We start from the raw sequence: 14,131 nt of genomic DNA on the forward strand, positions 1-14,131 counted from the left end.
CACGCGCCACGCCGGCTATGGTCTGAGCCTGAAGATTCGCGCCTGGATCGAAACCCACTTCGGCTGGCTCAAGGCGGCGGCCGGGCTGCGCCAGGTGAAGCAACGCGGACTTGAGCGTGTCGACGCGCTGTTCCAGCTGGCCATGGCGGCAAGCAACCTGGTGCGCCTGCCGAAGCTGCTGGCTACAGGCTCAATGGCATGAGCGCGTTGACGGGGAAGGTGCGCCTGGAGCACGCCAAATCGGGCTATTTCCATCGATTGGCGCCCTAAACGGGAAGTAAACGAGCGCGACCGCTGCTGCCAGAAGCAGTGGGCGTAATCATCGCGGCGAATTTCAACAGGCTGATAGTTGCCAACCTCGCTGCGCGACATTGAAAGACGAAACACCTTGGCAGAATAACCCCGCGCCTTGTAGCGCGCCGACAGGTTGATCAGCATGGTGGCAATTCGCTCGTCTGCGGTCTTTTTCGACAGCAACAGCATCATCTGCTGATCATCGCGAATCTCACGACTCATCAGGCGCATCAGCTGCTTGCGCAGTTGCGGCATGATGGCAGCCAGCTCATCCAGGCAGTCGAAGGGTATCTCGCAAACCGAGGTGGTTTCCAGCGCAACGGCAGTCACCGGATAACGCTCGCCGTCCATGGCCGACAAACCGATCAGCTCACTGGCAAGATGAAACCCGGTGATCTGCTCCTCGCCAGAATCCGACAGGCTGTAGGTCTTGATCGCACCCGAACGAACTGCATACAACGACTGGAAGGCGTCGCCCTGACGGAACAGGGTTTCACCCTTTTTCAGCGGGCGCCCGCGCTTGACAATATCGTCGAGCCTGTCCATGTCCTCATCGTGCAACGACAAGGGCAGGCACATAGCGGCCAGACTGCAATCACGGCAGTGCGACTCATCAAGCAAGCGGGTTTTGATAGATCCGGACATTGCAATTCTTCCATGCCTGTACAACGCTCAAGGTTACCCGAAGCGCGCCAGCAAGGCCATCCTGCAAATTGATCTGCGACAAATTGTCAGAGCCCGGGACCACGGAGCATATTGTGTGCCGGTAACTCCCCGTGACCTACCGTTTGCTGGTAAGAAAACAGTTGCTGGTGATTACGCCAGGCGGTAGGACCAATCTGGCTGCTGGCACACACGCCCAAACCCAACAGGTCGCAATGTCCGTGAGTGGTCAGCCCTCGTATGTTGCGCGTCAGCACACCATCCTCTTCAGCCATCGCCAAAGGATCATCGGGGCGCGCGAAGGCCTGCTCACCAATCTGGTGATAGCCGGCACGAGTGAGCGCGCACTGAAGATCGTCGAACATGCGCTGACAGCATTCCGCAGAGGGCAGATCCTCAGGGTTGATCCGGCGCTGATTGCTGAATTGTTCGGGCCGATGCTGGTAGAAGCTGACCGAAAGGCGCTCTGGCAACCATTGCAGCAGGGTTTCAACCGTGGTTGCAAACCCCTCGGGACGCTGTTTCGGCAGCCCGATCATTATGTCGATATTGATCGCATGGAAGCGCAAGGCGCGTGCTGCATCTACGGTATTTTGCAGCTGCTCGTGGCTTTGCAGGCGGTTCAGCGCCTGCTGCACTGCCGGATCGAGCGCCTGCAAGCCGATGCTGATGCGGTTGAACCCGATCTCGCGAAGAAGCCCCAGGGTAGCCCAATCCGCTTCACGCGGGTCAATCTCGACACAGTAGTCGCCAATTTCACCCGGCAGAAGGTTGAAGTGCTTTTGCAGGGTGTCCATCAGACGGCGCAAGGCAGCATGACTGAGAAAGGTAGGGGTGCCGCCGCCCAGATATATCTGTTCTACCCGCTGGCCCGGGTCGAGGTGACGGCTCAGAATCCGGATTTCCTGCTCAAGTAATTCCAGGTAACGGTCTCCCTGACTCCGGTCTTTGGTGATTACCCGGCAGCGCTCGCAGTAATAGCAAAGGTTGGCACAAAAGGGGATGTAGAGATTCAGCGACAGGCCCCGTTTGTGTTGGCGGCTGTCACGCAGGGCGCGATGGATGGCCAGGAGGTCTGCGCGGGACTGATCCGGAGACAGCCGCCCGGCAATCAGCTGCAAGGCCGGGTTGCGGGCAGTTTCAGGCTCAATGTCAGGACCACAGACCGGCATCAGGTATCTCGCAGATAAAGTGGGTGGATCTGTGCGGATTTTAAACAGCCGGCACAGGACACCCTTTGACCTGCATCAAGTGTCCGTCAAAACCTGCGGACATCAATGATGCCCGGCATGCTGGCCGTGATCCGCGGAATGCTCATCAGTATGTGTAGGCTGTATCGGCGAATGCTCACCATGCTGGTGGTCGTGCCCCATGATCAGCGCATGATGTGGCCCGGGAATGGTCCAGATACCGAACAGAATCACCAGAATCGCTGCACTGGTTCGCACCGCACGTTTGCGCAGCAGGGACAGCATGCGTTGCGCCATCAATCCGGTGGCCAGCAACGCAGGCAACGTTCCCAATCCAAAGAACAGCATCAGCAGGGCCGAGTGCGCGGCATTGCCCTGGGCGCTGGCCCAGACCAGCGTGCTGTAAACAAGCCCGCAAGGCAGCCAGCCCCACAGCAGACCCAATGCCAGTGCACGCGGCGCGGTACTGACCGGGAGCAGGGCGCGGGCGTGTGGTTCGAGGTAGCGCCATATATAACGTCCCAGAGATTCCAGACGGGTCAAGCCGGACCACCAGTTGGCCAGATACAGTCCCATGGCAATCATCAACAAGCCGGCAATTACCCGTAACACCTTGCCCAGCCCCATATCCTGGGCCAGCCAGCCCAGACTGCCGAGCAATGCCCCTGCGGCTGCATAACTGAGAATACGTCCCAGATTGTAACCCAGCAGTACCTTCCACAAGGTCCAGCCGCGACGCTGGTGCTCAGGTATTGCCAGCGTCATGGCGCCCATCAGACCACCGCACATACCAATACAATGACCACCGCCGAGCAGGCCAAGGGCAAGGGCGGTCAACAACAGGGGCAGCAACTCAAGGGTCATGGCTGATCGGTATCCGTATGGTTGTTGGATGACTCATCATCTGCTTCCGGCTCGCCACGGGCGGCAATGTGTGCCGGATCGTCGTCGTCAAACAGAATGCTGTGGGCAGGGCCATCCAGATCATCGTATTGGCCGTTGTTCACCGCCCAGACAAATACCCAGATGGCGATGATTACCAGAATCACGGCAATCGGCACCAGAATGTAGAGCACTGTCATGCGCCAGTCCCCCCGAGGCCGGCAACGGCCGGTGTGGCTTTGGATTTGGCCCTGCCTACTGCTGGCAGACGCAGCAGACGCAGAGCATTCAGCACCACCAGCAGTGAACTGGCAGACATACCGGCAGCGGCCCAGGCTGGGGTGACCAGACCCAGCGCACAGAGCGGCAGAATCGCAACATTGTAGCCACTGGCCCACAGCAGATTCTGGATAATGATGCGACGGGTACGACGGGCGGCTTCAAGGGCATCCACCAGCACCCGCAACTGGCTTCCAAGCAAAACGCCATCGGCACTGGTCTTGGCCAGGTCAGAAGCGGCGCCCATGGCAATCGAGATGTCGGCGCTAGCCAACACCGGCACGTCATTCACCCCGTCTCCCAGCATCAGCACCCGTGCACCCTGTTGTTGCAGAACCTGCACCCGTGCCAGCTTGGCATCCGGGGTGGCGTTGCCTATCGCCTCGGCAATACCCAGTTCGGCGGCCATGCGATCCACCACCGGTTGTTGGTCGCCGGATAGCAGCATGACGCGCAAGCCGCGTGCCTTGAGTCCGGCCACCAGCTCATGGGCATCGCTGCGCAGGCGGTCATTCAGGGCAAACCAGGCCAGCGCACCGTGCTGGTCACCGAGCAGCAACCACTGACCGCTCTCATCGGGCTGGACTGGCACAGGCAGACCGCTGGCCTGCATGACGAACCCGGGCTTGCCGATCCGTAGCAGACGCCCGTCACAAGCCCCCTCAAGCCCCAGCCCCGGATGGCTGCGCACCTGTTCCGCTGGCTGGGCATTGCGACCAAAGGCACGCGCAATCGGGTGCTCCGAGTGTGCCTCGAGCCGTGCCGCCAGCTGCAGGGCCTGCTCCGCGCTGCAATCGCGTAGCGGCACTATGCGCTCCAGCGTCATGCGCCCCTCGGTCAGGGTGCCGGTCTTGTCCAGAATTACCGTATCAATACGATTAAGGCCTTCCAGCACATGACCGCGGGTGATCAGCAGACCCATGCGCTGCAGGCTGCCGGTGGCAGTAGTCAATGCAGTCGGAGTGGCCAGTGACAGCGCACAGGGACAGGTAGCCACCAGCATCGCCAGGACTATCCAGAAGGCGGTTTCACCGTTGGCCAACCACCACCAGGTGCCACCTATAGCCACTGCTGAAAGCAACACGGCCATCAGGAAATACTGGGCAACCTGGTCGGCCAGTTTTGCCAGTCGCGGCTTGTCGGACTGGGCGCGTTCCAACAGTCGCACAATCGCCGACAACCGGGTCTGATCACCAATTGCAACCACCCTGATCTGCAGTGGCCCCTCTACGTTAAGGGTGCCGGCAGTAACCCGCTCACCGGGCTGGCGTGGCACCGGAAGGTACTCGCCCGACAGGGCCGACTCATCAATACTGCTGACGCCGCTGACGATCTCGGCATCAGCCGGGATGCTTTCGCCGGGTTTGACGCTGAGCAGGTCGCCGACGACCACCTCACTGAGCAGAATCCGTTGCTGACTGCCATCGTCGGTAAAGCGTACTGCGCTGGCCGGCAGCAGCTTGACCAGGCTGGCACTGCTTTCTACCGTGCGTTGTCGCGCCCGGCGCTCCAGATAACGCCCGGCCAGCAGGAAAAAAGCAAACATGGTGACCGAATCGAAATACACCTCACCGGTATTGGTCACCGTAGCCCAGATGCCGGCCAGCCAGGCCCCGCCAATCGCCAGTGACACAGACACATCCATGCTCAGGCGGCGGTTGCGCAGATCACGCCAGGCGCCGATAAAAAACGGCGGGCAGCAGTAGAGCACCACCGGGGTAGTCATGATCAGGCTGACCCAGCGCAGCAGTATCGCCATTTCTTCGCTGAGGTCCTGATTGAACTCCGGCGACAGCACCATGGTGGCCATCATCACCTGCATGAACATCAGGCCAGCCAATCCCAGGCGGCGCAGGGTCAAACGATTTTCCTCGGCCATCTGGCGCATCGCCCGGTCTTCTTCCCAGGGATGCGCGACGTAACCGATGCGCCGCAGTTCGGCCAGCAGCGCCGAGAGCTTTTGTGCGCCTGCCTGCCACGTGAGACTGAGACGGTTGGTACTGAGATTCAGACTGGCCTGTTCGACACCGGGCAGCTGCGCCAGGCGTTTTTCGATCAGCCAGCCACAGGCGGCGCAGCTGATGCCCTCAATCAGCAGCTCGGTGGACTGGCAATCACCCTCGCTGCTGACAAACCGCTGCTGCACATCCTGCCGATCGAGTAACTCCAGCTCCTCCCGCAACACACTGGGCAGTGCCTCGGGATTGCTGGCGTTTTCACTGCGATACCGGTAGTAGGACTCCAGACCGCCGGCGACAATGGCTTCGGCCACTGCTTGGCAGCCAGGACAGCACATCGATCGTTCGGCATCGAGAATGCGAACCTGCCACGACGAGCCGGAAGGAACCGGCTCTCCACAGTGGTAGCAGGGAAGTGGTTGGCTCATTGAGTCAGTTGGACATCAGCCGGTATTGCTGATCGGCGGCAATCTGCAACTCGTCAGTCAGACGCCAGCCGTTTTCACCGGGAAGTTGCGGATCGCTGAGATCGACATACACACGGCCGGTCAGACTGCGTTCCAGCTGACCGGCATACAGGTTGTCGCTGACCTGATACAAATCAACCTGCATGTCGCGATCGGCATGGGTCGGCGAAATCAGATCAAGACGCAGATTCTGCGGCATGGATTCCAACTGACCATCCAGCGTCAGGCTGACCTCACCGGTCAGGGTGTCGATACTGAAGTTCGCCTGCAGCCCAAGATCACGTGCCCTATGGTCACGCCCCAGATGCATGTTGATCGCTCGGCCTTCCTTGTAGTAATTGTCACGCACCATGCTGTCCTGGTTGGCCAGTGCGATGAACAACAAGCCCAGCCCTATGACCACGGCAAACACCAGGATACTGATGATGAACCAGGGCCAAAACTGCCGGTACCACGGTGGTATGACTTCAACGTCTTGCATCGATAATTACCTTACTCTCGGCCCCATGAAACGACTTTCGGCACTGGCGCTCAGTTCAATGTTGTCCTGGCCTTCAATCCTGAAGGTGATGGTCATGTTGGTGCTTTCCAGGTATCCAGGGTCCAGCTGCACGTTGACCGGCACCTGAAGCAGACTGTTGGGATCAACAGCCAACTCGCCGGCAGGGGCATGCAGGGACATTTGCGGGTGACCCTCAACACTCAGATTGAAGCGCTGCGTTTCACGGGTTTTGTTGTGGATGCGCACAATATACACATTCTCGATATTGCCTCCGCGCACTTCCCGAAACAAAACGTTGCGGTCACGCTGCACATCAAGCCCGACCTGAGCCAGGTTGCTCAGCGACACCACGAAGAACCCCACCATCACCAGCAACGCCAGACCATATCCGAGGAGGCGTGGTCGCAGAATATGCGTCTTGCCGCCCTCAAGATTGTTTTCCGTGGTGTAACGAATCAGCCCGCGCGGATAATTCATCTTGTCCATGACTTCATCACAGGCATCCACGCATGCTGCACAACCAATGCATTCGTATTGAAGGCCATCACGGATATCGATGCCGGTAGGGCATACCTGCACACAGATATTGCAGTCAATGCAGTCGCCCAACCCATTGGTTTTCGGGTCGGCATCCTTGCGCCGCGAGCCACGCGGATCACCACGTTTGGCATCGTAGGAAACGATCAATGTGTCACGGTCAAACATTACGCTCTGGAAGCGTGCGTAAGGACACATATAAATGCACACCTGCTCGCGCAATAAGCCGGCATTCAGGTAGGTGGCAACGGTGAAAAAGAAAATCCAGAACACCGCCCAGCCATTTGCGCTGAAGGTGACCAGCTCGACCATCAGTCCGCGAATGGGTGTGAAGTAGCCAACGAAGGTAATACCGGTAAGCAGTCCGATACTTATCCAGATCGTGTGCTTGGCCGCCTTGCGCAGCAGTTTGTTGCCTGTCCATGCTGCCTTGTTCAACTTGACCCTGGCGTTGCGTTCACCCTCGGTGATGCGTTCGGCCCACATATAAAGGAAAGTCCAAACGGTTTGTGGGCAGGCATAACCGCACCAGACACGGCCGGCAAATACGGTAATGAAGAACAGACCGAAGGCGCAGATGATCAACAAGAATGACAGGAGGAAAAAATCCTGTGGCTGGAAAGTCGCACTGAATATATGGAATTGCCGTGCCGGCAGATCCCAGAGTACAGCTTGTCGCCCGTCCCAATCGATCCAGGCGACACCAAAATACAGCAAAAAGAGTATGGCAACTCCGGCCACACGCAGATTCTTGAAAAGCCCCTGATAATAACGGACCTGGATATCCTTGCGTTTGGCATACAAGTCAAAGCTTGCGTCCTTATCGCCAGGTAGGTTCTTGACCGGAATCTTGTCGCTCATGACGGTGTTCTCACCCTGTTTGAAGGTTGACTCAACGCGGAGGAGGGCTCATTCACTACTCCGGGAGGCAGAGTGGTGAATCAACGCTCCGGGCACGAACTGTAAAAACTGAAAGAGGAAAGAAAACGCACCTCTGCATACTCAGGGTAGTACCCTGTACAGAGGTGCGCAATGCGACAGCGTGTCACGCCTTACTGGCCGTCCGCATCCTGCGACAGGCTGTAAACATAGGCGGTCAGGATGTGCAACTTGTCATCACCCAAGTGTGCCTGTGCAGGCATATTGCCGTTTCGGCCGTTTCGCAGTGTGTGCTGAATCTGCACCATGCTCGAACCGTACAGCCAAGTATCATTGGTCAGGTTGGGAGCACCCAGCATCGGGTTACCTTTACCTTCCATGCCATGACAAGCCATGCACACAGTCTGGAATACCTGCTTGCCTGCATCCAGATCTACCCCGTCAGTTTCCAGGCCGGACAGGTGGCGCACATACCCTGCTGTGTTGCGAATGGCTTCTTCGCCCAGATGTGCGTGAGACGGCATGACCGCCTGGCGTCCCTGACGCAGGGTGGCCAGAATTTGCTCGGTAGAGCCGCCCCAAATCCAGTCATTGTCGGTCAGATTGGGGAAGCCAAAGGCACCGCGTGCGTCGGATCCGTGGCATACCGAACAGTTGGTGGCAAACAGACGCTGGCCAATACGCAAGGCCTCTGGGTCTTTGGCCACTTCCTCGACCGACATGGCAGAGTAGCGGGCAAAGATAGGTGCAAACTGTGCCTCGGCACGTTCAACCTCACGCTCGTACTGGCCTACCTGGGTCCAGCCAAGCACGCCCTGCCACTTGCCCAGGCCGGGGTACAGTGCCAGGTAAATACCGGCAAAAATCATGGTGCCGATGAACAGCATGAACCACCAGCGCGGTAGCGGGTTGTCATACTCTTCAATGCCGTCAAAGGCATGCCCCATAGTTTCGTCGGTATGACCGGGGCGCTGTCCCTTGCGCGTGGCCAACAGCAGCCACAGGATCAGGCCCAGGGTGATCAGGGTCAGGACAATGATGTACCCGCTCCAGAAATTGCTCATTTATCGTTACTCCTGGTGTCTTGCTGCTCACGGGGTGCCGCATCGTCTTCGTCTGCGAAAGGCAGATTGGCGGCCTCGTCGAAATCTTTTTTCTTGTAGGCGCTATACGCCCACCAGGTGATTCCAATAAAACCGATCAGGACGAAGATTGTGGAAATCCCACGGAGAGTATTGATATCCATGTTGATTACCGGCGGTCCGACAGCACAGTGCCCAGATGCTGCATGTAGGCAATGATGGCGTCCATTTCAGTTACACCCTTGACCTTTTCAGCCGCACCGGCGATGTCTTCATCGGTGTAGGGTACGCCCAGACGACGCAGGGCCTGCATCTTGCGTGCAGTGTACTTGCCGTCAAGAGCGTTCTCTTGCAACCATGGGTACGCCGGCATTTTGGACTCAGGCACCACGTCGCGCGGGTTGATCAGGTGAGCGCGATGCCAGTCATCGGAGTAACGCTTACCCACCCGAGCAAGGTCCGGACCGGTTCGCTTGGAACCCCACAGGAACGGATGCTCCCAGACGCTTTCGCCAGCTACGGAGTAGTGGCCATAGCGCTCGGTCTCAGCGCGGAACGGGCGAATCATCTGCGAGTGACAGCCCACGCAACCTTCACGGATATAAATGTCACGACCTTCCAGTTCCAGCGCGGTGTAAGGGCGCAGGCCCTCCACCGGCTGTGTGGTTTCTTTCTGGAAGAACAGCGGCACGATCTGGGTCAGGCCACCGAAGCTGATCGCAAACACGATCAGCACCATCAGCAGGCCCAGGTTTTTTTCAACGATCTCATGTTGTCTCATCGGGTCACTCCTCAGGCCATCTGGGCGGCAGCTTGAACTTCTGCAGGCTTGGACTGGGCAATAGTGCGCCAGACGTTATAAGCCATCAGGAACATGCCGATCAGGAAGAACGCGCCGCCAATCAGGCGAACCACGAAGCCCGGGTGGCTGGCTTCCAGCGCCTCGACAAACGAGTAGGTCAGGGTGCCATCGACGTTGACTGCACGCCAGAACAGGCCTTGCAGGATGCCGTTGACCCACATCGAGACGATGTACAGTACGGTGCCGATGGTGGCCAGCCAGAAGTGCGCGTTGATCAGACCGATGCTGTGCATTTCTTCACGACCGAAGATGCGCGGAATCATGTGGTACAGCGCACCAATAGAGATCATCGCTACCCAACCCAGAGCACCGGCATGCACGTGACCAATAGTCCAGTCGGTGTAGTGGGAGAGGGCGTTAACCGTCTTGATCGACATCATCGGACCTTCGAAGGTCGACATGCCATAGAAGGCCAGCGCTACCACCAGGAACCGCAGGATCGGATCGGTGCGCAGTTTGTGCCAGGCACCGGACAGGGTCATCATCCCGTTGATCATGCCACCCCAGGACGGAGCAAGCAGAATCAGCGACATGATCATGCCAAGAGACTGGGCCCAGTCGGGCAGGGCGGTGTAATGCAGGTGGTGCGGGCCGGCCCAGATATAGATAGCAATAAGAGCCCAGAAGTGCACGATCGACAGGCGGTACGAGTAGATCGGGCGACCGGTCTGCTTGGGTACGAAGTAGTACATCATGCCGAGGAAGCCGGCGGTCAGGAAGAAACCTACCGCGTTATGGCCATACCACCACTGAATCATCGCATCGGTCGCACCCGAATAGATGGAGTAGGACTTGGTCAGGCTCACTGGAATTGCCAGGTTGTTGACAATATGCAGCACTGCCACGGTGATAATAAAAGCACCGTAGAACCAGTTACCTACGTAGATATGCTTCATCTTGCGCTTCATGATGGTGCCGAAGAACACGATGGCGTAGGAGACCCAGACCACGGCGATCAGGATATCGATCGGCCACTCCAGCTCGGCATACTCCTTGGAGGAGGTCAGACCCAGCGGCAGGGTAACGGCGGCCAGTACGATAACGGCTTGCCAGCCCCAGAAGGTAAAGGCGGCAAGGCCGTCAGAGCACAGGCGTGCCTGGGAAGTACGCTGAACTACATAGTAGGAGGTCGCGAACAGGGCGCAGCCACCGAAGGCGAAGATCACCGCATTGGTATGCAGCGGGCGCAGTCGGCCGTAAGTAGTCCAGGGCAGGTTGAAGTTCAATTCCGGCCAGACCAGCTGGGCAGCAATAAAGACGCCCATGGCCATGCCAACGATACCCCAGACGACCGTCATGACGGCGAACTGGCGTACCACCTTGTAGTTATAGGCTGTCTGAGTGGTAGCTGTACTCATGCGAGGTTCCACGGATAGCAGGTTGATGGAGGTCAAAGCGGTGGCAAGTATCGGCAACCGGTGCCATCTTTTCAATGACACAAGTCAACGTAACTGCCTTTCCAGAGGCTTTGCCAAGGGTTTGGCTGGATGTTTGTCAGCCAGCCAAAAAACATTCTGATGCTCATCAATTTTGCCGGAAACACCCCGAAAACCGGCTGCAGGCCAGTATTTCAGCGATATTGCAAGACTGTCCAGCAGTTCCGCGTATTACAGCAAGGCCGGACAAGGCGCCCCTAAAGGGATAAAATCCCTGCGGCAACATGTCGCGGTCGATACTGCATTTTTGTCGCGGCGAAATTGATGCTCATCAATGATTTTGGGGATTATACAGAATTGGAAATGATTTTGGCGCACGGAGCTGGTGCAGGCATGCAATCGCCCTTCATGCTTGCCCTGAGCGAGCGGCTGGAGTCCCTCAGCCTGCGCGTGCATCGTTTCAATTTCGACTATATGGAAGCCATCCAGCGCGACGGCCGCCGCCGTCCACCAGATCGCATGCCGCGACTGCTGGAGTGCTTTGAACGGCAGGTCGCGGCTATCGGAACTCCGCCAGAGCAACTCTTCATCGCTGGCAAGTCGATGGGTGGACGGGTCGCCAGCCTTCTGGCTACCCGTCTGCCGGTGCGCGGCGTACTCTGCTACGGCTATCCGTTCCACCCGCCCGGCAAGCCTGACAACTGGCGAACAGCACATCTGGGTGAGCTGCTATGCCCGATGGGGGTCTGGCAGGGCACCCGTGATCCTTTTGGCACCCAAGAAGAATTGTCAGCTATCGCTCTGCCGGAGCAGGTTGAAATTCGCTGGATTGAGAGCGGTAATCACGATCTTGAGCCACTCCGGCGAAGCGGATTGACTCAATCCGGGCTGCTGCAAACAGTTGCCGAGGACTCACTGGCATTCATGCGTAGACACTCGTAAACACTCTTCAACGTGTTGATAAAAAACAAAAAACCCCGGACGTGCCGGGGTTTTTGAGTGTCGGCAAGCCGTTACATATTAGGGTAGTTCGGGCCGCCAGTACCTTCCGGGGCAATCCAGTTGATGTTCTGGGCCGGATCCTTGATATCGCAGGTCTTGCAGTGAACGCAGTTCTGCGCGTTGATCTGGAAGCGCTTGCTGCCATCATCGTTCTGCACGATCTCGTAGACGCCAGCCGGGCAATACCGCTGGGCCGGCTCGTCATACAGCGGCAGGTTCCTCTCCAGCGGGATATTCGGATCCTTCAGAGTCAGGTGAACCGGCTGATCTTCCTCGTGGTTGGTATTCGACAGGAACACCGAGGACAGCTTGTCGAAGCTGATCACGCCGTCCGGCTTTGGATAGCTGATCTTCGGCGCATCGGCAGCCTTCTTCAGGCAAGCATGATCAGGGGTTTTGTCGTGTAGGGTGAAGGGGATCTTGCCACCAAACAGGTTCTGGTCCAGCCAGTTGACGCCGCCACCAAGGATCGGGCCAAACTTGTGAATGGCCGGGCCGAAGTTGCGCGCGCGGAACAGCTCGTCATACAGCCAGCTGGCCTTGAAGCCGTCAACATAGCCGGTCAGCTCGTCGCCACCTTCACGGCCAGCCTTGAGCGCTTCGAAAACTGCGTCGGCAGCCAGCATGCCGGATTTCATGGCAGTGTGGCTGCCCTTGATCTTGGCGAAGTTCAGGGTGCCCAGATCGCAGCCGATCAGTGCGCCGCCGGGGAATACCATCTTCGGCAGCGAGTTGAAGCCGCCCTTGCAGATGGCGCGGGCGCCGTAGGCTACGCGCTTGCCGCCTTCCAGGTACTGCTTGATCACTGGGTGGTGCTTGTAGCGCTGGAATTCGTCGAACGGCGACAGGTGCGGGTTGCTGTAGGACAGGTCGATAATCAGGCCCACTACCACCTGGTTGTTCTCCAGATGATAGAGGAAGGAGCCGCCAGTGTTGCCGGTACCCATGATGTCCAGCGGCCAGCCGGCGGTGTGCACCACCAGACCTTGCTGGTGCTTGGCCGGATCGATGTCCCAGATTTCCTTGATGCCGATACCGTAGTGTTGGGCATCCGCTTCGCTGTCCAGGTTGTATTTCTTGATCAGTTGCTTGCCGATGTGGCCACGGCAACCTTCGGCGAACAGGGTGTACTTGGCACGCAGTTCCATGCCGGGGGTGTAGAAGCCATCCTTCGGATTGCCTTCACGGTCGACACCGAGGTCGCCGGTGAGGATGCCACGCACCACACCGTTCTCGTCGATCAGTGCTTCCTGGGCGGCAAAGCCGGGGTAGATCTCGACGCCGAGGTTCTCGGCCTGCTGGGCCAGCCAGCGGCACAGATTGCCCAGGGAGATAATGTAGTTGCCTTCGTTGTGCATGGTTTTCGGCACAAAGAAGTCGGGAATCTTCGAGGCCTTTTCCTCGCTGGTCAGCACATAGATATCATCACGAAGCACCGGCGTGTGCAGCGGAGCTTCCAGTTCCTTCCAGTTGGGGAACAGTTCCTCGAGGGCACGCGGCTCGAATACCGCGCCGGAAAGAATGTGGGCACCTACCTCGGAGCCTTTCTCCACCACGCAAACGCTGATTTCCTGACCGGCTTCAGCAGCCTGCTGCTTGATGCGGCAAGCGGCGGACAGCCCGGACGGACCGGCGCCCACGATGACTACGTCAAACTCCATGAATTCGCGTTCCACAATCTATCTCCTACTCAAGGCCCATCTGATTTGTATTCTAGGACTGCGCAATCTCTGTTGTCGCAGTGCTTCCGCAGCTTTTCCGGAAGCAGGTCATGGCAGATAATCGGCGGATTATAACAGCCTGCACGCCATTGGCCAGAGTCAAGGCTGGACTCTTTACCGAATGCAACAGGCAATCATTACCCAGACAACCTTTCAACCACCTCCACTGAGACTGGCGGCGATATTGACCCGCAGACAACATGCCGGCAAGATACGAGAGCGAAATAGCTGAAAAAAGTCGCTTTGTGAACGTTTTTTTGATCTTGGTCACATTTACCACCTTTCAGCACTCCATTCAAACAGCAACAGCATGAGGCCACCATGAAAGTACTGGTAGCGGTCAAGCGCGTGGTTGACTACAACGTCAAGGTTCGCGTCAAGGCGGACAACAGCGGTGTCGATCTCGCCAACGTCAAGATGTCCATGAACCCCTTCTG

At 57.9% G+C, this 14,131-nt stretch carries 13 protein-coding genes and 2 pseudogenes; 3 read left to right on the plus strand and 12 right to left on the minus strand.

Annotated elements, in window-relative coordinates:
* The coding region (locus BMZ23_RS14235) for a transposase (RefSeq protein WP_177197299.1) at positions 1-202 on the plus strand (202 nt) is incomplete at its 5' end.
* 143 nt (positions 203-345) lie between these two features.
* Here BMZ23_RS14235 and fnr read toward each other — a convergent pair.
* From fnr to ccoN, 11 genes and pseudogenes are all read right to left on the minus strand, one after another.
* A pseudogene (gene fnr, locus BMZ23_RS14240) lies at positions 346-939 on the minus strand (fumarate/nitrate reduction transcriptional regulator Fnr); the annotation flags it as partial.
* A gap of 86 nt (positions 940-1,025) precedes the next feature.
* Positions 1,026-2,129 carry a radical SAM protein gene (locus BMZ23_RS14245; RefSeq protein ID WP_093478879.1) on the minus strand — a complete coding sequence of 368 codons (1,104 nt, stop codon included), beginning with the start codon at positions 2,127-2,129 and terminating at the stop codon, positions 1,026-1,028.
* A gap of 102 nt (positions 2,130-2,231) precedes the next feature.
* Positions 2,232-3,011, minus strand: coding sequence for a sulfite exporter TauE/SafE family protein (locus tag BMZ23_RS14250; RefSeq protein ID WP_093478882.1), 780 nt, complete (start codon positions 3,009-3,011; stop codon positions 2,232-2,234).
* Complete coding sequence (gene ccoS / locus BMZ23_RS14255) at positions 3,008-3,229, minus strand: cbb3-type cytochrome oxidase assembly protein CcoS (RefSeq protein ID WP_093478885.1); 222 nt, start codon at positions 3,227-3,229, stop codon at positions 3,008-3,010. The genes BMZ23_RS14250 and ccoS overlap by 4 nt, the downstream gene beginning before the upstream one ends.
* Complete coding sequence (locus BMZ23_RS14260) at positions 3,226-5,694, minus strand: heavy metal translocating P-type ATPase (protein ID WP_093478888.1); 2,469 nt, start codon at positions 5,692-5,694, stop codon at positions 3,226-3,228. The genes ccoS and BMZ23_RS14260 overlap by 4 nt, the downstream gene beginning before the upstream one ends.
* Before the next feature lie 4 nt (positions 5,695-5,698).
* Positions 5,699-6,214, minus strand: coding sequence for a FixH family protein (locus BMZ23_RS14265; RefSeq protein WP_093478891.1), 516 nt, complete (start codon positions 6,212-6,214; stop codon positions 5,699-5,701).
* 6 nt (positions 6,215-6,220) lie between these two features.
* Complete coding sequence (ccoG, locus tag BMZ23_RS14270) at positions 6,221-7,633, minus strand: cytochrome c oxidase accessory protein CcoG (RefSeq protein WP_093478894.1); 1,413 nt, start codon at positions 7,631-7,633, stop codon at positions 6,221-6,223.
* Between the two features lie 191 nt (positions 7,634-7,824).
* Complete coding sequence (gene ccoP, locus BMZ23_RS14275; RefSeq protein ID WP_093478897.1) at positions 7,825-8,715, minus strand: cytochrome-c oxidase, cbb3-type subunit III; 891 nt, start codon at positions 8,713-8,715, stop codon at positions 7,825-7,827.
* Positions 8,712-8,897 carry a cbb3-type cytochrome oxidase subunit 3 gene (locus BMZ23_RS14280; protein WP_093478900.1) on the minus strand — a complete coding sequence of 62 codons (186 nt, stop codon included), beginning with the start codon at positions 8,895-8,897 and terminating at the stop codon, positions 8,712-8,714. The genes ccoP and BMZ23_RS14280 overlap by 4 nt, the downstream gene beginning before the upstream one ends.
* A gap of 5 nt (positions 8,898-8,902) precedes the next feature.
* Positions 8,903-9,514, minus strand: a complete 612-nt coding sequence (ccoO, locus tag BMZ23_RS14285; RefSeq protein WP_093478903.1) for a cytochrome-c oxidase, cbb3-type subunit II — start codon at positions 9,512-9,514, stop codon at positions 8,903-8,905.
* Positions 9,515-9,525: 11 nt separating this feature from the next.
* On the minus strand, positions 9,526-10,953 hold the full coding sequence (gene ccoN / locus BMZ23_RS14290; RefSeq protein WP_093478906.1) for a cytochrome-c oxidase, cbb3-type subunit I: 1,428 nt from the start codon (positions 10,951-10,953) through the stop codon (positions 9,526-9,528).
* 342 nt (positions 10,954-11,295) lie between these two features.
* On the opposite strand from ccoN, the gene BMZ23_RS14295 reads away from it, so the two are divergent.
* A complete protein-coding gene (locus tag BMZ23_RS14295) occupies positions 11,296-11,913 on the plus strand; it encodes an alpha/beta family hydrolase (protein WP_093478909.1) in 618 nt (205 codons plus the stop codon).
* A 71-nt stretch (positions 11,914-11,984) separates the two neighbouring features.
* On the opposite strand, the gene BMZ23_RS14300 is transcribed toward BMZ23_RS14295, so the two are convergent.
* The gene (locus tag BMZ23_RS14300) at positions 11,985-13,649 is read right to left on the minus strand and encodes an electron transfer flavoprotein-ubiquinone oxidoreductase (RefSeq protein WP_093478912.1); all 1,665 of its coding nucleotides are present in this window, start codon (positions 13,647-13,649) and stop codon (positions 11,985-11,987) included.
* Between the two features lie 366 nt (positions 13,650-14,015).
* On the opposite strand from BMZ23_RS14300, the pseudogene BMZ23_RS14875 reads away from it, so the two are divergent.
* Positions 14,016-14,131: pseudogene (locus BMZ23_RS14875) on the plus strand (electron transfer flavoprotein subunit beta/FixA family protein); the annotation flags it as partial.

The sequence above is a fragment of the Halopseudomonas yangmingensis genome (assembly GCF_900114825.1).
GTDB lineage: Bacteria > Pseudomonadota > Gammaproteobacteria > Pseudomonadales > Pseudomonadaceae > Halopseudomonas > Halopseudomonas yangmingensis.

Bases quoted from the DNA above. Each gene is read 5' to 3' on its own strand.
- ccoG (WP_093478894.1), bottom strand. From the start codon at position 7,633: ATGAGCGACAAGATTCCGGTCAAGAACCTACCTGGCGATAAGGACGCA.
- BMZ23_RS14295 (WP_093478909.1), top strand. From the start codon at position 11,296: ATGCTCATCAATGATTTTGGGGATTATACAGAATTGGAAATGATTTTG.
- BMZ23_RS14260 (WP_093478888.1), bottom strand. From the start codon at position 5,694: ATGAGCCAACCACTTCCCTGCTACCACTGTGGAGAGCCGGTTCCTTCC.
- ccoO (WP_093478903.1), bottom strand. From the start codon at position 9,514: ATGAGACAACATGAGATCGTTGAAAAAAACCTGGGCCTGCTGATGGTG.
- BMZ23_RS14280 (WP_093478900.1), bottom strand. From the start codon at position 8,897: ATGGATATCAATACTCTCCGTGGGATTTCCACAATCTTCGTCCTGATC.
- ccoN (WP_093478906.1), bottom strand. From the start codon at position 10,953: ATGAGTACAGCTACCACTCAGACAGCCTATAACTACAAGGTGGTACGC.
- ccoP (WP_093478897.1), bottom strand. From the start codon at position 8,715: ATGAGCAATTTCTGGAGCGGGTACATCATTGTCCTGACCCTGATCACC.
- ccoS (WP_093478885.1), bottom strand. From the start codon at position 3,229: ATGACAGTGCTCTACATTCTGGTGCCGATTGCCGTGATTCTGGTAATC.
- BMZ23_RS14250 (WP_093478882.1), bottom strand. From the start codon at position 3,011: ATGACCCTTGAGTTGCTGCCCCTGTTGTTGACCGCCCTTGCCCTTGGC.
- BMZ23_RS14265 (WP_093478891.1), bottom strand. From the start codon at position 6,214: ATGCAAGACGTTGAAGTCATACCACCGTGGTACCGGCAGTTTTGGCCC.
- BMZ23_RS14245 (WP_093478879.1), bottom strand. From the start codon at position 2,129: ATGCCGGTCTGTGGTCCTGACATTGAGCCTGAAACTGCCCGCAACCCG.